Origin of the sequence: Streptomonospora nanhaiensis (assembly GCF_026642255.1) — a bacterium.
GTDB lineage: Bacteria > Actinomycetota > Actinomycetes > Streptosporangiales > Streptosporangiaceae > Nocardiopsis > Nocardiopsis tropica.
The window spans coordinates 6819660-6841071 of record NZ_CP113264.1; the positions used below are offsets into that span (position 1 = coordinate 6819660).

General features: G+C 73.7%; 17 protein-coding genes. 13 read left to right on the forward strand and 4 right to left on the reverse strand.

From position 1 onward, the window contains the following. Positions 1-482 precede the first annotated feature (482 nt). From OUQ99_RS29500 to OUQ99_RS29525, 6 genes are all read left to right on the forward strand, one after another. Positions 483-890: a hypothetical protein gene (locus OUQ99_RS29500; RefSeq protein ID WP_267947023.1), complete on the forward strand. Its 408-nt coding sequence runs from the start codon at positions 483-485 to the stop codon at positions 888-890. Between the two features lie 602 nt (positions 891-1492). Beyond that, positions 1493-2296, forward strand: coding sequence for an ABC transporter ATP-binding protein (locus OUQ99_RS29505; RefSeq protein WP_267947024.1), 804 nt, complete (start codon positions 1493-1495; stop codon positions 2294-2296). Positions 2297-2322: 26 nt separating this feature from the next. Beyond that, the gene (locus OUQ99_RS29510; protein WP_267947025.1) at positions 2323-3156 is read left to right on the forward strand and encodes an ABC transporter permease; all 834 of its coding nucleotides are present in this window, start codon (positions 2323-2325) and stop codon (positions 3154-3156) included. Positions 3157-3179: 23 nt separating this feature from the next. Beyond that, the gene (locus OUQ99_RS29515; RefSeq protein WP_267947026.1) at positions 3180-4298 is read left to right on the forward strand and encodes an ABC transporter substrate-binding protein; all 1119 of its coding nucleotides are present in this window, start codon (positions 3180-3182) and stop codon (positions 4296-4298) included. A 144-nt stretch (positions 4299-4442) separates the two neighbouring features. Then, positions 4443-5513, forward strand: coding sequence for an LLM class flavin-dependent oxidoreductase (locus tag OUQ99_RS29520; RefSeq protein ID WP_267947027.1), 1071 nt, complete (start codon positions 4443-4445; stop codon positions 5511-5513). Between the two features lie 132 nt (positions 5514-5645). After that, positions 5646-5978, forward strand: coding sequence for a DUF2795 domain-containing protein (locus tag OUQ99_RS29525; protein ID WP_267947028.1), 333 nt, complete (start codon positions 5646-5648; stop codon positions 5976-5978). 4 nt (positions 5979-5982) lie between these two features. Here OUQ99_RS29525 and OUQ99_RS29530 read toward each other — a convergent pair whose 3' ends face one another. Further along, positions 5983-6933 carry a fatty acid desaturase family protein gene (locus OUQ99_RS29530; RefSeq protein WP_267950554.1) on the reverse strand — a complete coding sequence of 317 codons (951 nt, stop codon included), beginning with the start codon at positions 6931-6933 and terminating at the stop codon, positions 5983-5985. Positions 6934-7225: 292 nt separating this feature from the next. On the opposite strand from OUQ99_RS29530, the gene OUQ99_RS29535 reads away from it, so the two are divergent. The 4 genes from OUQ99_RS29535 to OUQ99_RS29550 all read left to right on the forward strand — a co-directional run bounded on the left by OUQ99_RS29535 (position 7226) and on the right by OUQ99_RS29550 (position 11195). After that, positions 7226-8125, forward strand: a complete 900-nt coding sequence (locus OUQ99_RS29535) for an aminoglycoside phosphotransferase family protein (protein ID WP_267947029.1) — start codon at positions 7226-7228, stop codon at positions 8123-8125. Between the two features lie 75 nt (positions 8126-8200). Next, the gene (locus OUQ99_RS29540) at positions 8201-8593 is read left to right on the forward strand and encodes a hypothetical protein (protein WP_267947030.1); all 393 of its coding nucleotides are present in this window, start codon (positions 8201-8203) and stop codon (positions 8591-8593) included. Between the two features lie 387 nt (positions 8594-8980). Further along, positions 8981-9679: a PucR family transcriptional regulator gene (locus tag OUQ99_RS29545; RefSeq protein WP_267947031.1), complete on the forward strand. Its 699-nt coding sequence runs from the start codon at positions 8981-8983 to the stop codon at positions 9677-9679. Positions 9680-9911: 232 nt separating this feature from the next. Continuing rightward, a complete protein-coding gene (locus tag OUQ99_RS29550; RefSeq protein WP_267947032.1) occupies positions 9912-11195 on the forward strand; it encodes an MFS transporter in 1284 nt (427 codons plus the stop codon). Positions 11196-11283: 88 nt separating this feature from the next. Here OUQ99_RS29550 and OUQ99_RS29555 read toward each other — a convergent pair whose 3' ends face one another. Further along, on the reverse strand, positions 11284-12162 hold the full coding sequence (locus OUQ99_RS29555; protein WP_267947033.1) for an alpha/beta fold hydrolase: 879 nt from the start codon (positions 12160-12162) through the stop codon (positions 11284-11286). A 229-nt stretch (positions 12163-12391) separates the two neighbouring features. Between OUQ99_RS29555 and nhaA the strand changes: the two genes are divergently transcribed. From nhaA to OUQ99_RS29570, 3 genes are all read left to right on the forward strand, one after another. After that, complete coding sequence (nhaA, locus tag OUQ99_RS29560) at positions 12392-13663, forward strand: Na+/H+ antiporter NhaA (RefSeq protein WP_267947034.1); 1272 nt, start codon at positions 12392-12394, stop codon at positions 13661-13663. 303 nt (positions 13664-13966) lie between these two features. Further along, positions 13967-14170 carry a cold-shock protein gene (locus tag OUQ99_RS29565; protein ID WP_267947035.1) on the forward strand — a complete coding sequence of 68 codons (204 nt, stop codon included), beginning with the start codon at positions 13967-13969 and terminating at the stop codon, positions 14168-14170. A gap of 253 nt (positions 14171-14423) precedes the next feature. Then, positions 14424-15860 (forward strand): DEAD/DEAH box helicase, encoded by a 1437-nt coding sequence (locus tag OUQ99_RS29570; protein ID WP_267947036.1) that lies wholly within the window; start codon positions 14424-14426, stop codon positions 15858-15860. A 243-nt stretch (positions 15861-16103) separates the two neighbouring features. Here OUQ99_RS29570 and atzF read toward each other — a convergent pair whose 3' ends face one another. Further along, a complete protein-coding gene (atzF, locus tag OUQ99_RS29575; protein ID WP_267947037.1) occupies positions 16104-17801 on the reverse strand; it encodes an allophanate hydrolase in 1698 nt (565 codons plus the stop codon). Beyond that, positions 17801-21406: an urea carboxylase gene (gene uca / locus OUQ99_RS29580; protein ID WP_267947038.1), complete on the reverse strand. Its 3606-nt coding sequence runs from the start codon at positions 21404-21406 to the stop codon at positions 17801-17803. Before uca ends, atzF begins: the two co-directional genes overlap by 1 nt. Positions 21407-21412: the final 6 nt, after the last annotated feature.

Genomic DNA, 21412 nt, shown 5'->3' on the forward strand with positions numbered 1-21412 from the left:
CGGGCTCCCGTGCCCCCTCCGCGCGGACCGCCGCCCCGCGGGCCCCGCGCCCCCTGCCGGAGGGGCCCCGCGACGCCCGAAGCGGGATTCCCCGGTCTCGTTTCGAGGACAACCGGTGATCCCACATTTCCTCCCGCGGGCCGGAACACGCTCTGAACTGGCCTTTTCCGAAGACCATGGGAAACGGCAATAGCAGAGCCCTTTTCCCTGACATCCGGGCACACCCGAAGCCACTGATTTCGGTTCGTGCCGTCCGACCTGCGAATCTACGGGAAACCTTGCCCCGAGCCCCCTGCGGAGCCTTCCCCGGCAGAGATAATACGCCTGTGAGACGCGACACGAATCCCTTCCATAAAGCCCCAGGTAGGACCCTCCGAAGCACGTGGATTACCCGCCCGGAACGACGACGCCGCGATGACTATGGGGCTTCTGTGCACTAAAGTCTTCCTACCATGGCGTATTCAGCGAGAAGTCCGTCGTCGGTGGTCTCGACCCGACCGGCCCGCCAGGGCGACCCCGGCCTGGCCGAGGCCCTGTCGGCGCACCTGGGCATCGAACTCACCCCCCGCGAGTTCACGCTGCCCGACGGCACGAGGATCGGCGTCGACTGCGCCGACGGGGGCCGCCCGAGCCTCCTGGTGCAGTTCACCCCGCTCCAGGGCCCGGTCAAGTCGACCCAGCGCAACAAGGTCATCGCCGACGCCTTCAAGCTCGTGTGGCTGCGCGACCACCACTTCCCGGACGCGCACGTCCTCCTGGTCATCGGCGAACCGCTCGCCCGGCTGTTCGGGCGGGGGGCCTGGCTCCCCGCCGCGTTCGCCTCCTACCGGATCACCGTCGCCCTGGTCGACGAGCATCACAGGATCCGCACACTCGATATCAGTACGTGATGAACACTTCATAACGTGTTAATCGATTAACCCTAACGTTCCACGCGTCAAACCCCGCGGGCCGCCGCATTCCATGCTCCCACCCGCTCTCCAACGAACGTCTCCGGTCCCTGGTTCGCCGTGCCCGGAGGCAGTCATCCCCGGAGGGTGTTCATGGATGTCCCGCCCGTCGCGCATGCGCGCCGCGCGTGCGCGCCCGCGCGCCGCCGCACGCCACATGCGCGCGCGACCCTTTCCCGCGCCGGCGACGCGCCGCCGGCGCACGCGTCCCCGATTCCCGCCGGGCGCCCGGGTCCCCTTTTCCCCGCTTTCCCCACGTGCCGCACAGCCGTTCCCGCTCCTCCGCAGCCCTTTTCGGGCACCCCCGACCGGCGCTCCTCCCTTTGCCCCGGAAACACCCATTCACCGGAGCGCCACCGTGTGCGATCATCCGATCACGCATATCGAGGAGCAGGAATGACACCGCCGCCCACCGACCCGTCCGCGCACGGCGCCGCCTCGCGAGCGCCCGCAGCGGTTCCGCGCCTCCGGCTCCCCTCGGGGACCGGGCCCCTCCCCCGGCTCCCCCTCGGGGAGCGGACGCCGCGGCACGGGGACGCGGCGTGACCGGCGACAGGATCGAGGTGCGCGGGCTCACCAAGGCCTACGAGGGCGCCGACCCGCTCCGGCCGGCGCTCCACGACGTCGACCTGGAGATCCCCCGGGGCCGCTTCGTCAGCCTCATCGGCCCCAGCGGGTGCGGGAAGTCCACCCTGCTGCGCGTGGTGGCCGGGCTGGAGCGGCACGACACCGGGACCGTCTCCGTGTTCGGGTCGACCCCGGAGCGCATGGCCGCCGCCAAGGCCGTCGGCCTCGTCCCCCAGTCCCCGGCCCTGCTCCCCTGGCAGAACGTGCGGCGCAACGTGTCCCTGCCCTCCCGCGTCAACCGCCGGGCCGGCCGGGGCAGCGAGGACCCCGACCTGCTGCTCCGCATGGTGGGCCTGGAGGACGCCGCCCGCAAGTACCCCCACGAGCTCTCCGGCGGCATGAGGCAGCGCGTCGCCATCGCCCGCGCCTTTGGCATCCGCCCCGACCTGCTGCTGATGGACGAGCCCTTCTCCGCGCTGGACGAGTTCACCCGTGAGGCGCTCCAGCTCCAGCTCCTCGGGCTGTGGGAGCGCATGTCCACGACGGTCCTGTTCGTCACCCACTCGGTCCGCGAGGCGGTCACCCTCTCCGACACGGTCGTGGTGATGTCCGCCCGTCCGGGACGCGTGCACGAGGTGCTGGACGTCGACCTGCCGCGCCCCCGCGACCGGGGCGTCGTGACCGGGCCCCGCCTGCACGTCCTGGAGGACAGGGTGCGCGCCTCCCTCCAGACCGCCTGGGAGGCCGGAGCCGCCCCCGACGACCTCGTCCCCCTGTGAGCACCGCCCCGAGAGGAGGAACGGCCATGGCCACCCAGACCCCCGCCCGTCCCCGTCCCGACCGCGAGGAGGGCCCGCGAGGGGCGGCCCCGCGCGTACGCCGCCGCCTGTTCGGCATCGGGCTGTGGATGCCCGCCACCGTGGCCGTGCTGCTCTGCGGCCTCGCCTGGACGGCGGTCGCCGAGGACCAGCCCTACCTGCTCCCCCCGCTCCGGGAGGTGGGCACGGTCCTGGTGGAGGACCCCGGCCTGTTCCTCGGCAACGCGTGGTCCACGCTCCGGATCGCCCTCCTCGGCGTGTCCTTCGGAGCGGGGACGGCGTTCGTCCTGTCCCTCGTCATGTCCGAGGTGCCGGTGGTGCGGCGCGCGATCATGCCACTGGCCGTCGTGCTGAACGTGACCCCCGTCGTCGCGCTCGCCCCCGCCCTGGTGGTCGCGTTCGGGTTCGGCATGGCGCCCAAGGTGATCGTCACCGCGATCATCACCTTCTTCCCGGTGCTCATCAACATGACGACCGGGCTGCGGTCGGTGCCCGTGCCCGTCCTGCACGTGTTCTCGACCCTGCACGCCTCCCGCCTGGAGGTGCTGCTCCGGCTGCGCGTCCCCAGCAGCCTCCCCTACGCCCTCGCAGCGCTGCGGGTGGTGTTCCCCCTTTCCATCGTGGGCGCCGTGGTCGCGGAGTTCGTCGCCGCCGGGTCCTCCAGCGGACTCGGCACGATGATCCGCACCTCGGCCGCGACCGCCCGCCTGGAGTACGTCTACGCGGCCATCGCCTGTCTGGCCGCCATGGGCGTGCTGATGCTCGCACTCATCACCGTCCTCGAACGACGACTGCTGTTCTGGCACGAGTCGCAGCAGTGACGCACACACCCGAAGGAGCCCTCGTGGCACTCCCCCCCGCCTCCCTCCCCCGGCCCCGGATCCGGCGCGTACGCCCCGTGGCCGCCGCGGCCCTCACCTCGGCCCTCCTCCTCACCACCGCCTGCGCGGGCGAGGAGGCGACCGAGGAGCCGGCGGACGTGGCCACCGTGATCGACGAGGAGCGGTGCGAGACCAACCGCGCCGCGGGACCCGTCACCTACATCACCGGATACCAGTACCAGGCCTCCGTGAGCATCCTGGAGGCCGTCGCCGCCGACGCCCTCGGCTTCTTCGACGCCGTCTGCCTCGACGTCGAGATCCAGCCCGGCACCGGCGACACGATCGGCAACTCCCAGCTGGTCTCGGCCGGTACGGCGCACTTCACGTCGCTGGGCAACGAGGCCGAGGTCCTCCAGGCCAACGACGCCGGCCACGACGTCATCGGCATCTCCACGTACGGGCACGTCCCCATCGCCACCCTGCTGACGGGGACCGGCATCGAGGAGCTCGGCGACCTGGAGGGCACCACCCTGGGGCACAAGGGCATGCTGCCCGCCCCGCTGGAGGCCATGCTCGTCGCCGACGGCGTCGACATGGACGCCATCGAGATCGTGGAGGTCGGCTACGACCCCAGCGTCCTGCCCCGCGACCAGGTGCAGGCCCTCACCGGGTTCCGGTCCAACGAGCCGTTCCTCCTCGCCGACATGGACGAGGAGTACAACGAGTGGCTCCCCGAGGACTACGGGGTCGTCGGCTCGTTCGGCGTGATGGCCACGCACCCCGAGTGGGCCCAGGAGAACCCGACCGTGGTCGAGGACTACCTGCGCGCGATCGCCCAGGCGTTCTCGTACTGCCAGGAGAACGGCGAGGAGTGCGTCGGGTACGCCGCCGACCTGGCCGAGTCCGGGTACGACGTCGACCACAACCTGCGGGTGTGGAACGCCGAGCACGAGCTGGTCACCTCGTCCACGCCCGACGACGCCCCTCCCGGGTACATCGACCTGAACCTGACCGAGGCCGAGGGGGAGACCCTGGTGGACAACGGCCAGCTGGACGAGCTGCCCGACCTGGAGCCCCTGTTCGACCCGCGCTACCTGGAGGCCGTGCACGTCGCCACCGAGGTCTCCTGGCCCGCCGAGTAGCGCGCACGGGCAGGACCCGCCGCACGCGGTGAGCCGCCGGCGCCGCCCTCCCCCGGGCGGGCGGCGCCGGCCGCGCGGACGGCACACGCAGAACCCGAAGCGGCGGCGCGACGACGCGCCGCCAGAGAACTAGGAGCCCACAGGATGGCAGCACCAGGCGGCGCCCCGACCGCCGACACCGAGTACGGGATCTTCCTGCCCATCGGTAACGGAGGCTGGATCGTGTCGGAGACGGCACCGCATCCGCAGGCCACGTACGAGTACAACAAGAAGGCCGCGATCCTCGCCGAGGCCCACGGGCTCGACTTCGTCATGTCCATGGGCAAGTGGCGCGGGTACGACGGGGCCACCGACCACTGGGGGCGCACCCTGGAGTCCATGACGATGATGTCGGGACTCGCCGAGGCGACCGAGCGCGTCAAGGTGTGGGCGACCGTCCACACGAACCTGTTCCACCCGGCCCTGGCCGCGAAGATGTACACCACCCTCCAGCAGGTGAGCGGGGGGCGGGCCGGGATGAACATCGTCGTGGGGTCCTACGCCGACGAGTTCGCGCAGATGGGCCTGTGGCGGGACGACCTCGGCCACGCCGACCGGTACCGGTACACGGAGGAGTGGGCCACCGTCCTCAGACGCCTGTGGACGGAGGACTCCGTCACCCACGACGGCGAGTTCTTCCAGCTCGACGACTGCCGCTCCAGGCCGCACCCCGACCCCGCGCCCACGCTCATCAGCGCGGGGCGCTCCGACACGGGGCTCGACTTCCAGGCCCGGCACTGCGACGGCTCGTTCCTGACCGCGCAGGACCTGCCCGGCCTGCGCGAGGCCAGCCTCGACGTGAAGGCGCGGGCCGACAAGCGGGGCCGGAGCATCCGGACCTACTCGATGCTCACCGTCATCATGGACGAGACCGACGCCGCGGCCGAGGAGCGCCGGCTGAGGTACGGCCGGGGCGCGGACGTGGACGCGATCGTCAACATGAAGCTCTCCTGGGGCCTGCCCCTGGACAGGGCCCTGTCGCTGACCTCCGAGCGCCCGGAGGACGAGGCGTTCCAGACCCCGTTCGTGACCGGGTCGCCGGAGACGGTGGCCGGCCGGATCCGCGAGATGGTCGAGTACGCCGAACTGGACGGCCTCATGCTCATCTTCCCGGACTACCACGCCGACCTGGCCGCGTTCGGGGAGCAGGTCATGCCCCGGCTCCGTCAGGGCTGAGCGGCGCCGGGCCCCGCGCCGGTCCGCGGGGACACGCGGCGCCCCTGGCGGGGCGCCGTCCCGGCTCCCCGGCCGGTCGCGGCCGGCGGGCCCCGGGGTTGGGGCGCTCCGCCGCCGGGTAGTCACCAGTACGTGCATCAGCGGGTCCGCCCGCGCCGCGCCCCCTCCGGGGCGCGGCGCGGGCGGACCCTCTCGCTCTCCGGGGGGACCGACATGGGCGTCAAACGCGGTATCAGCGGGCTGCGGCAGATCCTGGACCGGATGGAGTTCCCGGCGGACAAGGACCGGATCGTCGCCCGCGCCCTGGACGAGGGCGGCGACGAGGAGATCCTGAGCGCCCTGCGCGCGATGCCGTCCGCCGACTTCTACGAGGCCGGGGAGGTCCTGCGGGCGGTCCCGCTGCCCGAGACCGAGCGCGCCCGGACCGAGTCGGCCCGGGCGCGGGAGCGCGGGGAGCGCCCCTGAGCGGTCAGGCCCGCGCGGCGGCGCGCAGCGGGGCCCCGGCCCTGTGCATGTGGGTGAGCGCCTCGATGTGCGAGCGCACGAAACCGGTCTCGTGGTACGGGATGCCGATCTCCGCGCAGTAGTCGCGCACCAGCGGCTGGACCCGGCGCAGGTTCGGGCTGGGCATGTTCGGGAACAGGTGGTGCTCGATCTGGTAGTTGAGGCCCCCGAGGGCGAGGTCGGTGAACCAGCCGCCCCGCACGTTCCGCGAGGTCAGCACCTGCTTGCGGAGGAAGTCGAGCTTCTCGCCCTTCTTCAGCGTGGGCATGCCCTTGTGGTTGGGGGCGAAGATGCAGCCGAGGTAGACCCCGAACAGCCCCTGCTGGACCGCGATGAACGCGAGGGCCTGGAGGGGCTGGAGGACCGTGAACACCGCGCCGAGGTAGAGCGCGAAGTGCCCCGCGAGGAGCACGCCCTCCAGGACCCGCTGCTTGGTGCTCGGCCGGAACAGGGCGCGCACGCTGCCCACGTGCAGGTTGAGGCCCTCCAGGAGCAGGAGCGGGTAGAACAGGAACGCCTGCCGGCGGCCGAGGAAGGCGGGCACGCCCCTGGCGGCGTGGGCCTGCTCCTCGGACCACACGAAGATGTCCGGCTGGACGTCGGGGTCGAGCTCCTCGTGGTTGGGGTTGGCGTGGTGCCGGGTGTGCTTGTCCTGCCACCACCCGTAGCCGAGCCCGATGCCGAGGTTGCCCACGACCCTGCCGAACGCCTCGCTGACGCGGCGCCCGCGGAAGATCTGGAGGTGGGCCAGCTCGTGGGAGACCAGTCCGACCTGTCCGAAGACGGCGGCCATGGCGACGGCGGTGAGCATCTGCCACCAGGAGTCGCCGAGGAGGAAGAAGGCCGCCCACACGCCGGCGAAGGACAGCCCGATCAGGGAGAGCCGGACGGCGAAGTACACCGGCGTCCGCTCCATCAGACCGGCTTCCTGGACACGGCGGGACAGCTGGGCGAAGTCACTGCCCCGACGTCGGCCTAGGGTCGTCGCCTCGGCGTCGAGCATGCTCTCTCCCCTGCAAAGGTGAACGAATCACTCATGTGTCCTATATAACACTAGGCGCAGCGGACGGCTCGGACCATGGCACGGCCACGCTGACTTTTCGGGGTGCGTGCACCCCTGCGCCCTGCGGCGGAAGTGCTTACCATCCTCCGGGCCGCGGCGCCCTCGCCGGGTGCCCGCCCCGCCGGGGCCGGTGGATGATGGGTCCATGCGCACTCCCCCCGCCGAGGTCGCCGTCACCGCCGGACTCGTCGCCGGCCTGCTCCGGGACCAGCACCCGGACCTGGCCGGCCTGCCCCTGGTCCCGTGCTCACACGGCTGGGACAACGTGGTCCTCCGCCTGGGGGACGACCTGGCCGTGCGGCTCCCGCGGCGCGGGAGCGCGGCGGTCCTGGCCGCCAACGAGCAGCGCTGGCTCGGCACGGTCGCCGCGCGCGTCGGCTTCCCCGTCCCCGCGCCCGTCCGGATGGGGCGGCCCGGCCGCGGGTACCCGTGGCCCTGGTCGGTCGTCCCGTGGTTCGAGGGCCGCGTCGCCGCCTCCCTGCCCTCCGCCGAGCGGGGGCGCCTCGCCGGGCCGCTGGCCGCCTTCACGGCCCGGATGCACGTCCCGGCCCCCGGGGACGCACCGGCCAACCCGGTTCGCGGCGTCCCCCTGGCCTCCCGCGACGCGCGGGTCCGCGAACGGCTGGCCGGAGGGATCGTCCCCCGTGCCGACGAGCTCCTGCGCCTGTGGGAGCGCCTGTCGGCCGCCCCGGCCTGGCAGGGGCCGCCCGTGTGGATCCACGGCGACCTGCACCCCGCCAACGTCCTCGCGCCCGCCGACGGCGCGCCCGGCCTGGCCGCGGTCCTGGACTTCGGCGACCTGGCCTCCGGAGACCCCGCCACGGACCTGGCCGCGGCGTGGATGATGTTCGACGCCCCCGGGCGCGCGGAGTTCCGCGCCGAGCGCGAGCGCCTCTCCCCCGTGGACCCCGCCACCTGGGACCGCGCCCGCGCCTGGGCGGTCTCCTTCGGCTCTCTCCTGGCCGCCTCCACGAACGAGGACCCGCTCCTGGCCGCGGTGGGCGCGCACACCGTCGACCAGGTCCTGGGCCCCGACCGCCCCTGACCGCCCGTCGGCGGGCTTACCGGCCGAAGGCGCACAATGGTTCCGACCAGTGCGGATCGACCCCCGGAGCGGAACGTGAGCAAGACCGGCCTGACCGTCAAAGCGCTGATGGAGGCACTCGACGGGGCCGTCCACGGGCTCGTCGCCGCTCCCCGGGGGCTCGGCGCGCTCGTGCGGACGGTCGTCGTGGCGGGCGAGGGCGTCCCCGTGCCCGCCGCGTCCCCGGTCGTCGTCCCCGCCGGCGGGTCCGCCCCCGCCGCGCGGGCCGGGCTCCAGGGCGCGAGCGCCGTGGCCGCCCTCGGGGACGACGCCGCCGGCCTCCGGACCTCGGCCTGCCCGTCCTCTCCGTGGAGCCCTCCGTCGGCCCCGAGGAGTTCGCCGTCCTGGCCCGGTCCGTCCTGGAGGCCGAGGAGACCGAGTCCCGCCACGGCGACCTGTTCTCGCTCGCGCGGACGGTCGCGACACTGACCGGGGGCCTCGTCAGCATCGAGGACGCCGGGGGACAGTTCCTCGCCTACTCCGCGTCCGACGAGGGCGCGGACGAGCTGCGCAGGCAGACCATCCTCGGCCGGGGCTGCCCCGAGTCGTTCCTGGCGCACATGCGCGAGTGGGGCGTCAACGAGCGCCTCTGGGCGGGAGAGGTCGTCGAGGTCGCCGAGCGCCCCGACCTCGGCGCCGCCCGGCGCCTCGTCGTGGGCGTACGGGCCGGAGAGCGCGCGCTCGGCACCATATGGGTCCAGGTCGGCGACCGCCCGCTCGCACCCGCCAGCGTCCAGGTGCTGCACGGCGCGGCACGGCTGGCCGCGGTGCACGTCATGCGCGCCAACAGCGGGGCGCGACACCGGGGAGCTGTCCGTGGGCCTGCTGACCGGCGCCTTCGACACCGACGCGCTCGCCCGCCACCTGGGGACCGACCCCTCCACCCCGGTCGCGGTGGTCGCCCTCGCCCTGCGCGGCCCGGAGGCCGACCTCCCCTGGCTGCTGGACCAGGCCGCGGAGATCACCTCCGTGTACGCGTCCGCCTACCGCAGGGACGCGCTGGTCGTCCCCGCCTGCGGGCTGCTGTACGTCCTGCTCCCCGCGACCACCGGCCGGAGCCCGGCCGCGTGGGCCGGCGAGCTGGTGTCGGTCCTGCGGGACAACCTGGGCACGCCGGTGCAGGCCGCCGTGGCGGGGACCGCCCCGAGGATGCGCGCGGTGCCCTCCCTGAAGAAGGTCGCCAGCCGGACCCTCGACGTCGTCGCGGACCGCCCCGAGCGGCGCGTGACCGCGTTCGATGAGGTCCGCTCCTCCGTGGTGCTGCGCGACCTGTTCGACACCCTCGCCGACATGCCCCGGCTGCGCGACGACCGGCTCGACGTACTGGACGGTGAGCAGCGCCGCTCGCTGTCCGCGTACCTGGACGCCTTCGGCGACGTGACGGCGGCGGCCGGGAGGCTGCACGTCCACCCCAACACGCTCCGGCACCGGGTCCGGCGGATCTGCGCCCTGACCGGGCTCGACCTGGACGACGCCGACCAGCGGCTCCTCGCGGCGATCACGCTCAGGGCCTGAACGCGGCGCGGCGCATCGCGGTACGGCTCCCGTGCGGTCTCCGCCCGGTCACGGGAGCCGCCCTCCGGCGCTCCCCGGGGACCGGATTGTCGGAACCGACACCGCTGCCCCGCCCATGTCGTCCGTTCTGACAACGGTGGCGCACGCCACCCGGACCTAGGATCCCGGCCATACTCGCGGACCCTCCCCTCGTCGGCCCGCGAAATCCCCGACCCCGGCATGAGCTCTGGACATGAGCGCGGACACCACGCAGGCACGGCCACCGAGGGCCAAGGTCCTCGTCGCGAGCCTCACCGGCAGCACGATCGAGTGGTTCGACTTCTTCCTCTACGGCACCGCAGCGGCCCTGGTCTTCGACAAGCTGTTCTTCCCCTCGGACGACCCGCTCGTCTCGCTGACGTTCTTCATCCGTCCGCTGGGCGCCGTGGTCTTCTCGCACATCGGCGACCGGATCGGCCGCAAGAAGACCCTGATCATCACGCTCTCCCTCATGGGCGGCGCGACGATGGGCCTCGGCCTGCCGCCCACCTACGACAGCATCGGCGTCCTCGCCCCGGTCCTCCCCGTCGTGCTGCGGATCGTCCAGGGCATGGGCATCGGCGGCGAGTGGGGCGGCGCCCTGCTGCTCGCCTACGAGTACGCGCCCAAGGGGCGCCGCGGCTTCTTCGGCAGCGTCCCGCAGATGAGCATCACCCTGGGCATGCTGCTGGCCAGCCTCGCCCTCACCCTCATGTCCCTGCTGCCCGAGGCCCAGTTCGAGGCGTGGGGGTGGCGGGTGCCGTTCGTCGGCAGCGTCCTGCTGGTGCTCCTGGGCCTGTGGATCCGCTCCGGCATCGACGAGACCCCGTCCTTCCGGAAGGCCAAGGAGGAGGGGAACGTCGCCAAGCTGCCCGTCGTGGAGACCTTCCGCTTCCACTGGCGCGCCGTGCTGGTCGCCGTCGGCGCCAAGGTCGTGGAGACCGCGCCGTTCTACATCTTCGGCACGTTCGTCGTCAGCTACGCCACGGGCACCCTGTCCTTCGACAACACGGCCGCGCTCAACGCCGTGACCGTCGGCGCGATCGTCGCGACGGTGCGCATCCCGCTGTCGGGCCGCCTCTCGGACACCTTCGGCCGCCAGAAGGTCTACCTGGTCGGCGCGGTCCTCCTGGCGCTGTTCGCCGTCCCGTACTTCCTCATGCTGGGCACCGGCAGCGTGGCCGTGCTGGTCCTGGCCACCGTGATCGGCCTGGGCGTGTTCTGGGCGCCGGTGACCGCGACCATCGGCACCCTGAGCTCGGAGATCTTCTCCACCCGGGTCCGGTACACGGGCGTCACCCTGGGCTACCAGATCGGCGCAGCCCTCGCGGGCGGCACGGCCCCGCTGATCGCGACCTGGCTCCTGTCCCGGTTCGACGACTCGTGGGTGCCGATCGCCGTCTACCTGGTGTTCACGGCCCTGATCTCCATCGTCGCCGTGTCGCTGGCCCACCGCGCATCCAAGGCCGAGCTGGAGCGCGCCGGCGAGGCGGTCTGATCCGGCCCCGCACCGGCGGAGGGGCGGTTCCGCGCACGGCGCGGGGCCGCCCCTCCGCCGTGTCGGGCCGGGGCGCCCGTTCGCGCCCTCAGTCCACCGACCGCAGCAGCTCCGCGACCCGCTCGGGCTGCTCGTTCATGGCGAGGTGGCCCGCGCCCTCCATGACGACCACGTCGGCGTCCAGGAAGCGCCGGGCCGGTCCGTGCAGGCGCGCCGGGGAGTAGAAGGCGTCGTCGGACCCGGTGGCCACCACGACCGGGGTGTTCTCCCAGGGGCGCAGGCACTCCAGCGGCAGCGGCCCCGGGGCCAGGCTGGTGCGGCAGTGGCGCCCGACCAGCGTCATCCACGGGGCGAAGGGGTGCGTCCCCGGCGCGGCGTAGGAGGGACCGCTCATGAAGTTGAGCAGGCGGGTGCTCTTGTCGTCCCGCGGACCGATCATCCACGGCAGGGTGGCGCGCATCAGCTCGGACGTCTTCGCCGCCGAGGTCAGACCCGCGGGCCCGACCATCACCACGGCGTGGACCAGCGGGGAGGGCTTCGCCGCCAGGGCCACGGCGGAGCCGAGCGAGTGCGTGAGCACGGTGACCGGCCGCGCGGTCAGCAGGGGCAGCACCTCGTCGAACCACGCGCCGTAGGCCGCCGCGCGGTCCGACCTCGGCCGGACCCCGACGCTGAGGCCCGGCTGGCCGGGCAGGTCGACGAGGATGACCGGACGGTCGCGGGCGATGATCCTCGCGGTGTCCACGGACGTCGCCGAGTTGAAGTTGGTCCCGCTGAGGACGAGCACGGGGGTCGCGTCGCCCCCCGGCGCCCGGAAGGCCCGTGTCGGGCCCAGTGCGGTGGCGAGCTCGGGCAGCGACCGGAGGGAGGGCCAACCCGAGATCCGCTGTTCGCACCAGGCGCGGATCGCGCGGGCGCCGGCGGGGGATCGGTAGATGTGGGCGCCGTGAGGGCTGGACTCGGACATCGGACACCTGTTGTTTCCGGATAGGCGACAGCAACCGCCGACCAGTCTTCCCGGCACACCTCCGAAGCACTGTACTCGACGCGTCCCGGCGCGCCCTCCAGGAACGGACACAGGCCTCTGGAGTGGACATTCGCCCCATCTTCGGCGAGCATGGGCGCGGCGCGACGGCGCCTAGGTGTGCCGGGAAGACTGGTCGGCAGTCCCCGACCCATGTCCCGGAAAGCTGCCCATGAGCCTCGACCCGAACCAGTCCATCCCGACCGGAGGACCGCTCTCCCGCTTCGCGGACACCCTGCGCAGCGACACCGTCGGCGGTTTCCTCCTGATCGGCGCGGCGGTCCTCGCCCTCGTGTGGATCAACTCGCCCTTCGGCGGGGCCTACGAGGACCTGCGCGCGATCACCTTCGGTCCCGCGTCGCTGCACCTCGACCTGTCCCTGGAGACCTGGGCGGCCGACGGCCTGCTGGCCGTGTTCTTCTTCGTCGTCGGCAACGAGCTCAAGCAGGAATTCGTGCACGGCGAGCTGCGCAACCCGCGGAGGGCGATGCTGCCGATCGTCGCCGCGGTCTGCGGCATGGTCGTGCCGGCCGCGATCTACGCGGCGATCAACGCCACCTCCCCGGACACCGTCCAGGGATGGGGCATCCCGATGGCGACCGACATCGCCTTCGCGGTCGCGATCCTCGCGGTCGTCGGCCGCGGCCTCCCGCCGGCCCTGCGCACGTTCCTGCTGACCCTGGCGATCGTGGACGACCTCGGCGCGGTCGTCGTCATCGCGGTGTTCTACACCTCCGGCATCAACTTCCTCGCGCTGCTCGCCGCCGCCGCGGGCCTGGTGCTGTTCTGGTACCTCCAGCGCGGCAAGGGCCTGGCCGCGAAGCTCAACGCCTCCGCTCTGCCCAACTGGATCGTCTACGTCCCCCTGGCCCTCGTCGTCTGGGGCCTGGTGCACGAGAGCGGTGTGCACGCCACGATCGCCGGTGTGGCGATGGGCCTGCTGATGCGGACCACGAAGCTGCCCGGGGAGGCGCACGACCCCAGCCACGGCGTGGAGCACGTGCTGCGCCCCTGGTCCGCCGGGCTGGCGCTGCCGATCTTCGCGTTCTTCTCCGCGGGCGTGGTGTTCGACGGCGTCGGGGAGGTCCTCACCGACACCGCCGCGATGGGCATCATCGCCGGGCTCGTCGTGGGCAAGGTCGTCGGTATCGCGGGCGGCTCCTGGCTGACCACGAAGCTCACCCGGGCCGAGCTCAACCCGAGCCTGAAGTGGATCGACATCGTCGGCATGTCCCAGCTGGCGGGCATCGGGTTCACCGTGTCCCTGCTGATCACCGAGCTGTCGTTCGCCGACTCCCCGGAGCACCTGGCGCACGCGAAGACGGGCGTGCTCCTCGCGTCCCTGGTCGCGACCGTGCTGGCCGCGGTCGTCCTGGGCGCCCGGTCCCGGCACTACAGGCGGCTCATGCGCGCCACGGCCCCCACGGAGACGGCCGGGGAGTGAGCCCGGGCGCCGGTCCCGGCGGGGCCGGCGCCCCACCTGCCACATCGCGCGGACACCGTCCAACGCCCGCGGCGGGCCGATCGATACCAGCTGCCACCGTGCCTTGACACACACGACAATTCCCGCGACACCGAAACCGGGGTGTGCTAAGTTCATGGAAGTTGCAGTTGTGATTCCCGTTGGATTTTGCGTTGTTCGGCCTTCAGGCTGGGTCTTCTTCAGGGTTCGTTATTCGGGTGGTCATCACGGTGACGGGGAAACCGTCAGATTGCGGTTTTCCTTGCCCAGAACGAAGGAGAAAACATGGCTACCGGTACCGTCAAGTGGTTCAACGGTGACAAGGGCTTCGGCTTCATCGAGCAGGACGGCGGCGGCCCCGACGTCTTCGCCCACTACAGCAACATCCAGGCCACCGGCTTCCGCGAGCTCCAGGAAGGTCAGGCCGTGCAGTTCGACGCCACCCAGGGCCCCAAGGGTCTCCAGGCTGAGAACATCACCCTGCTCTGACTGAGCCCCGCGCTGCAGTCGTGACAGAGGCCCGCCCTACGGGTGCTGGGCCTCTGTCCCTTTTTCATGTTTTTCTGGACCGGTCTTCTGGCCGTCGACTTCCGACAGGCACCGGTCCGCACCACCCCACCCCACAGCGTGTTCTCCGCGTGGGCCGTGGAAACCGCAGAATCTTCCGGCGCACCACCGATGCTCCACGTCGAAGCTCCCAGAGGCTTCCTCGACCGGCACGCGCCGTCGACGAAAGGCTCGTATGAACCATCCGTCCCGCGTGAACGGACAACGGCGCTCCTCCACAGGCGGCGGCCACGGCGGCTCCTTCGGACGCTCCCGGCCCCCCAGGTCCTCCGGCCGCCCCCCGGGCGGCGGCAGGGGCCCCTCCGGCCGTCCGGCCGGTGAGTTCGCCCTCCCCGTCTCCACCACCCCGGCGCTCGACCCCGTGTCCACGTTCCAGGAACTGGACATGCCCGCGCCGCTGAAGTCGACCCTGGCCCGCCAGGGCCTGACGACCCCGTCGGCCATCCAGGCCGCGACCCTGCCCAACTCGCTGGTCGGGCGCGACGTCCTGGGCCGCAGCCAGACCGGCTCCGGCAAGACGCTGGCCTTCGGGCTCGCCCTGCTCGCCCGCCTGGAGGGACGGACCGCGCAGCCCCACCGCCCGCTGGCGCTGGTCCTGGCCCCCACCCGGGAGCTGGCCCAGCAGGTGGCCGACTCGCTGGCGCCCTACGCGCGCTCGCTCAAGCTGAACCTGACCACCGTCGTGGGCGGGATGCCGATCTCCCGCCAGGCCCGGGCCCTGCGCCAGGGCGTGGAACTGGTCGTGGCCACCCCCGGCCGCCTGCGCGACCTGGTCGAGCGGGGCGACTGCGCCCTGGACCAGGTGGACGTGGCGGTCCTGGACGAGGCCGACCAGATGACCGACATGGGGTTCATGCCCCAGGTCACCGCGATCCTCCAGCAGGTGCCGTCCGGCGGGCAGCGGATGCTGTTCTCCGCGACGCTGGACCGCAACGTCGACACGCTGGTCCGCCGCTTCCTGAACGACCCGGTCGTCCACTCGGTGGACCCGACCGCGGGCGCGGTCACCACCATGGAGCACCACGTCCTGCACGTGTCCAACACCGACAAGCAGGCCACGGCGACGCACATCGCCGCCCGCGACGGCCAGGTGATCATGTTCCTCGACACCAAGCACGCCGTGGACAAGATGGCCAAGCACCTGCTCGCCAACGGCGTGCGTGCGGCGGCCCTGCACGGCGGCCGGTCGCAGCCGCAGCGCACCCGGACCCTCAAGCAGTTCAAGGAGGGCACGGTGACCGCGCTGATCGCGACCAACGTGGCGGCCCGGGGCATCCACATCGACGGCCTGGACCTGGTCGTCAACATCGACCCGCCGACCGACCACAAGGACTACCTGCACCGCGGCGGCCGTACCGCCCGCGCGGGCGAGTCCGGCAACGTGGTCACGCTCGTCCTGCCCAGCCAGCGCCGCGAGATGGCGCGGCTGATGAGCCGGGCGCAGATCGAGGCGACGACCGCGCAGGTCAGCTCGCAGGACCCGGAGCTGGCCCGGGTGACCGGCGCCCGCACGCCCTCGGGCGTGCCGGTGACGCTCCCGGCGGAGCCCCGCCAGGAGGCCTCCCGGTCCAACAGGCCCCCGTCGCGGGGCAGGCGGCGCCCGCGCCGCTGATCCGGCGCCCCGGTGTCCCCGGGGCACCGAACCGGCTGAACGAGGAGCGGCCCCCTTCCGTGCGCGGAGGGGGGCCGCTCCCGTGTCCGGGGGACGTCCGGGCACGTGGCCGCCGGGCGGTGGCGCGCCCGTCCCGGGCGCGGCGCCCACCGGTCTCCCCCGGTCCCGGGCCCCGAACCCGGGACCCCGGCGTCGGCCCCGTCCGCTCCCGGGAGGTCCGCGAGCGTCCCTCGGCCGGGGCGTTCAGCCCTCCAGTGTCTCCAGGTAGGCGAGCCAGCCCCCGTGGCGGCTGATGTCCTCCGCCCCCTCGGCCGCCGCCGGGTCGCACCCGAAGCCGACCACCGCACGCCCGTCGGCCAGCGTGACGGAGCCCAGGGACATGGGAGCGGGAAGCCCGGCCAGGAACGCCCCGAGGCCCGCCGGCGAGATCCGCCAGACCTCGCAGCGCACCGACGCCCCTCCCTCCGCCACGCGGAGCAGCCCGGGCTTGGGGGGCGAGGTGGGCAGGGCGACCATCCTGTAGTCGGCGCTGGTCGCGTCCTCCGCGACGAACCGCGCGCCCGCGTCCGTGAGCTGGTGGTGGAGCGGCTGCCCGCGCAGGTGGGCGCCGAACACCGCCAGTTCCGCCCCGGGGCCCGGAAGGGCCTCTCCCCGCTCCTCCCCGGTGATGTCGGCCGCCAGGTCCAGGGCCACCTGGTCCTCGAACGCCCGGGTGACGACGCTGACCCCGAACGGGCGCCCGTCGGCGGTCCCCGCCGGGACCGCCACCGCCGCCATGTCGAGCAGGTTCACGAAGTTCGTGTAGGTGCCCAGGCGCGAGTTCGCGCCGACCGGGTCCGCGGCGACCTCCGCGAGCGTGGGGTGGCCGACCGTGGTGGGCAGGAGCAGGGCGTCGAAGCCGGCCAGGAGCGCACGGGCGGTCGCCCTGTAGGCGGCCAGCCGGTGCTGGTCGGCGGCGAGGGCGTGGGCGGGGAGGTTCCCCGCGGCCAGGATGATCCCGGCGACGGTGGGGTCGGCGCCCTCCGGGTGCCCGGCCAGGAACCCGCCGACGGCGGCGTGGCGCTCCGCGACGAGCGCGCCCTCGTAGAGCAGGCGCGCGGCCTCCAGCAGCGGGGCCACGTCCACCTCCACGACCTCCGTCCCGGCCGCGCCCAGGACGTCCGCGGCGGCGCGGAAGGCGGCGCGCTCCGCCCCTCCGAGCGGAGCGAGCCCCTCGGCCGTCGGCACCGCCACCCGCCCGGCCCCGCGCGGGGCGAGCCGCACGTCGGCGGGCCAGTCCCTGCTGAAGGGGTCCCCGGCGTCGGGTCCGGCCATCACGGCCAGGGCCGCGCGCGCCGGGGCCAGGCCGCGGGAGAACACGGTGACGCAGTCGTAGGGGCGCGCGGCCGGGACCACCCCCGTCGACGGCACCAGGCCGAGCGTGGGCTTGAGGCCGACCAGGCCGTGCAGGGCGGCGGGCACGCGCCCCGAGCCGGCCGTGTCGGTGCCCAGGGCGATGTCGGCGATCCCGAGGGCCACGGCCACGGCGGACCCGGAGCTGGACCCGCCGGAGACCCGTTCGGGGTCGAAGGCGTTGCGGACCGCGCCGTAGGGGCTGCGCGTGCCGACCAGCCCGGTGGCGAACTGGTCGAGGTTGGTCTTGCCGAGCACGATCGCGCCGGCGTCCACGAGCCTGCGCACGGCCGGCGCGCTCGCCTCCGGCGTGTAGGCGTAGCCGGGGTGGCCGGCGGTGGTGGGCAGGCCGGCCACGTCGATGTTGTCCTTGACCGCGAGGAGCGTCCCCGCCAGCGGCAGGTCCTCACCCGACGCGAGGCGTCCCTCCAGCGCCTCGGCCTCGGCGGCCGTCTCCCGCTCGGGGCGCAGGGTGATCCATACCTCGGGCCGGTCGGCCCCGGCGATCCTCCGGTAGGCGGAGCGGACGCGGTCGGTGGGGTGGGGCATCAGGCGGGCTCTCCTTGTGCGATGACGGCCAGGGCACTCCCCGGGTCGAGGTGCTGGCCCGGTGTGACGAGGATGTCCGAGATCCTTCCCGCGCGGGGAGCGCGGACCACGACCTCCAGCTTCATGGCTTCGAGGCGGACCACGGGCTGGCCCTCCTCCACCGTGTCGCCCGGGGCGGCGTCGACCTTCCAGACGGAGGCGGCCAGGGGCGCCTCGACCAGGACCGCGCCGGGCGGCAGGTCGGGCGCGGCGGGGACGACGGGGTCGGGTTCGGGCCGGTCCTCGAACTCCCCCGCGGCCTCCCAGGCCCGGCGCTCGGCCTCGAACGCCGCCGCCTGGCGGCGCTCGAACGCCCGGATGGATCCGGCGTTCTCGTCGAGGAACCGCTCGTGGTCGGCGAGGACGAACTCACCCTCGTCGATGTCGAGCGCGTGGCGCCCGGCGAGCAGGTCGGCGCGGACGTCGAGGAGCTCCTCGTGGCCGACCGGGTACCAGCTGATCCGGTCGAAGAAGCGCAGGAGCCAGGGCGTCCCCGGCTCGAACGGCCCGTACTGGCGCAGACCCGACCAGATGGGGACGGTGCGGCCGATGAGCTGGTAGCCGCCCGGGCTCTCCATGCCGTACACGCACAGGTAGGCGCCGCCGATGCCGACCCCCGCCTCGGGGGTCCACGTGCGCGCGGGGCTGTACTTGGTGGTGACGAGCCGGTGCCTGGGGTCGAGCGGGGTGGCGGCCGGCGCGCCCAGGTACACGTCGCCCAGTCCCAGGACCAGGTAGGAGGCGTCGAAGACGATGTCGCGGACCTGGTCGACCGAGTCGAGGCCGTTGACGCGCCGGATGAACTCGATGTTGTCGGGGTTCCAGGGCGCGTCGTCGCGCACCCCCGTGCGGTAGCGGGCGACGGCCTCGTGGACGGACGGGTCGTCGAAGGACAGGGGCAGGCGCAGGGTCCGGCTGGGCACCCTCAGCCGGGAGGTGGGCGGCAGCCCGTCCTCGATCTCCCGGAGGAGGCCGAGGAGGGTGCGCAGCGGGAGCACCGCCGGGTCGGTGTGCAGGTGCAGGGAGCGCACCCCGGGCGTGACGTCCACGATCCCGGCGGGCGCGGCCAGGTCCAGGGCGGCCATGAGGGCGTGGACGCGCAGGCGCAGGCCCAGGTCGAGCTCCATGGGCCCGTACTCGACCAGGACGTTGTCGTGGCCGCCGCGCCGGTAGGTGACCCCGGGCCGGCCGTCGCCCTCCGGGACGCGGGCGAGGACGCCGTCGTCGCCGTCGGAGCCGGTGGCGCGCAGGAGCGGGGCGGCGGCGGGCTCGAAGTGCAGCCGCTCGGCCGCGGCCTCGGTGACCGGGTGGAACCGGACGGTGTCGCCGGGGCGGAGCTGTCCGACCTTCCAGCGGGAGCCGGAGACCACCGTGACCGGGCAGACGAACCCGCCCAGGCTGGGCCCGTCGGGGCCGAGGAGCACGGGGGTGTCGCCGGAGAGGTTGACGGCGCCGACGGAGTAGGCGGTGTCGTGGACGTTGGAGGGGTGCAGGCCCGCCTGGCCGCCGTCCGGTCGGGCCCAGGACTGCTTGGGGCCGGAGAGCCGGACGCCGTTGCGGGCGGACTGGGGGTGCACCTTCCAGTCGGTGGCGTAGAAGGCGTCCAGGCCCTCACGGGTCAGGAACTCGGGGGCGGCGTGCGGCCCCTCTGACACCTCCACGTCCCAGTGCGCGTTCCCTCCCCTCCGGACCCCGAAGTCGGGACGGTCGGCCTCCGGGACCGGACGGGCCTCCGGCGCCCCCGCCGGGACGGGCGCGGGGCGCAGGACGTCGCCCGGGAGCAGGGCGCGTCCGCTGTGGCCGCCGTACTCCCCCGCGGTGAACGTGGACGTGCTGCCCAGGTACTCGGGCACGTCCAGCCCCCCTCTGAACAGCACGTACGTGCGCATGCCGGGGCCGCGGGCGGGGCCCACCGCGAGCACGCCTCCGGCGGGGACCGCCACCGGCTCCCACCGGGCGACCGGCTCCCCGTCCACGGTGACGTCGGCGGGCGCCCCGGTGACGCACACGGTGGCCGGGGCGGAGAACCGCAGGGTCGGGCCCTCGATGGTGCACTCCAGGCCGGGCGCCCCCTCCGGGTTGCCCAGGGCGCGGTTGCCCAGTCTCAGCGACAGGTCGTCCATGGCCCCCGAGGGCGGGACGCCGACCTGCCAGTAGCCCGTGCGGCCGGGGAAGTCCTGGACGGTGGTGAGGGTTCCGGCCCGCTCCACCTCGATACGGGGCTCCGGGTCGCCGACCTCCGCACAGGTGGCGGTGGTGTGCGCGACCGCGCGGACGCCGGCGTGCCCGGCCAGGGCGCGCAGCAGGCCCAGGTTGGTCTGGAGCCCGTCGACGCGCACCTCCGCGAGGGCACGGCCGAGCCGGGCGAGGGCGTCGGCTCGGTCGGAGCCGCGCACGACGACCTTGGCGAGCAGGGGGTCGTAGTCGCTGGTGACGCGCTGGCCCGGCTCGATCCAGCCGTCCACCCGCACCCCGGGAGGGGTCTCGAAGCGGGTGACGAGCCCGGAGCTGGGCCGGAAGCCGTGGGCGGGGTCCTCCGCGTAGACGCGGGCCTCGACGGCGTGCCCGGTGCGCGGCGGCCCCTCCGGGGGCACGTCCGCGAGGACGTCCTCGCCCCGGGCCAGGCGCAGCATCCACGCGACCAGGTCGACGCCGGTGATCTCCTCGGTCACGGGGTGCTCGACCTGGAGCCGGGTGTTGACCTCCAGGAAGGAGGCCTCGCCCCGCTCGGTGTCGTAGACGAACTCCACCGTCCCGGCGCTGCGGTAGGAGATCCCCGCGCACAGCTCGCGGGCGGTGCGGTGGAGCTCGGCGCGCAGGGCGTCGGGGAGGTCCGGCGCGGGGGCCTCCTCCACGACCTTCTGGTTGCGGCGCTGGAGGGAGCAGTCGCGGTCCCCCAGGGTGACGACGTTGCCGCGGCCGTCGCCGAACACCTGGACCTCGACGTGGCGGGCGCGGGACACGAACCGCTCCACGAACACGCCGCCGCCGCCGAAGTGGGTGGCGGCCGTCCGGCCGACCTCGTCGAAGGCGGCGCGCAGGGCCTCCTCGTCGGCGCAGGGACGCAGGCCGATCCCGCCGCCGCCCGAGGTGGACTTGAGGATGACCGGGTAGCCGATGCGCTCCGCCGCCGCGGCCGCCTGCTCCACGTCGGGCAGGGTCTCGCTGCCGGCGACCATGGGCAGGCCGGCGGCGGCCGCGGCCTTGCGGGCGGTGTGCTTGTCCCCGAACTCCTCCAGGTGGCGGGGCTCGGGACCGACGAACACCAGCCCGGCGGCCTCGACGGCGTGGGCGAACGCGGCGCTCTCGGACAGGAAGCCGTAGCCGGGGTGGACGGCCCCGGCCCCGGTCGCCGCGGCCGCCGCCAGGACGCGTCCGGCGTCGAGGTAGCTCTCGGCGGCCTGGGCCGGCCCGAGCCGCACGGCCTCGTCGGCGAGCCGGGTGTGCGGGGCGCCCGCGTCGGCGTCGGAGTACACCGCGACGGTGCGCAGGCCGAGTTCGCGGGCGGAGCGGATGATACGGCAGGCGATCTCGCCCCGGTTGGCGACGAGCACGGAGTCGAACACGCTGGC

Bases quoted from the DNA above. Each gene is read 5' to 3' on its own strand.
- OUQ99_RS29510 (WP_267947025.1), top strand. From the start codon at position 2,323: ATGGCCACCCAGACCCCCGCCCGTCCCCGTCCCGACCGCGAGGAGGGC.
- OUQ99_RS29520 (WP_267947027.1), top strand. From the start codon at position 4,443: ATGGCAGCACCAGGCGGCGCCCCGACCGCCGACACCGAGTACGGGATC.
- OUQ99_RS29530 (WP_267950554.1), bottom strand. From the start codon at position 6,933: ATGGAGCGGACGCCGGTGTACTTCGCCGTCCGGCTCTCCCTGATCGGG.
- OUQ99_RS29535 (WP_267947029.1), top strand. From the start codon at position 7,226: ATGCGCACTCCCCCCGCCGAGGTCGCCGTCACCGCCGGACTCGTCGCC.
- OUQ99_RS29550 (WP_267947032.1), top strand. From the start codon at position 9,912: ATGAGCGCGGACACCACGCAGGCACGGCCACCGAGGGCCAAGGTCCTC.
- OUQ99_RS29555 (WP_267947033.1), bottom strand. From the start codon at position 12,162: ATGTCCGAGTCCAGCCCTCACGGCGCCCACATCTACCGATCCCCCGCC.
- nhaA (WP_267947034.1), top strand. From the start codon at position 12,392: ATGAGCCTCGACCCGAACCAGTCCATCCCGACCGGAGGACCGCTCTCC.
- OUQ99_RS29565 (WP_267947035.1), top strand. From the start codon at position 13,967: ATGGCTACCGGTACCGTCAAGTGGTTCAACGGTGACAAGGGCTTCGGC.
- OUQ99_RS29570 (WP_267947036.1), top strand. From the start codon at position 14,424: ATGAACCATCCGTCCCGCGTGAACGGACAACGGCGCTCCTCCACAGGC.
- atzF (WP_267947037.1), bottom strand. From the start codon at position 17,801: ATGCCCCACCCCACCGACCGCGTCCGCTCCGCCTACCGGAGGATCGCC.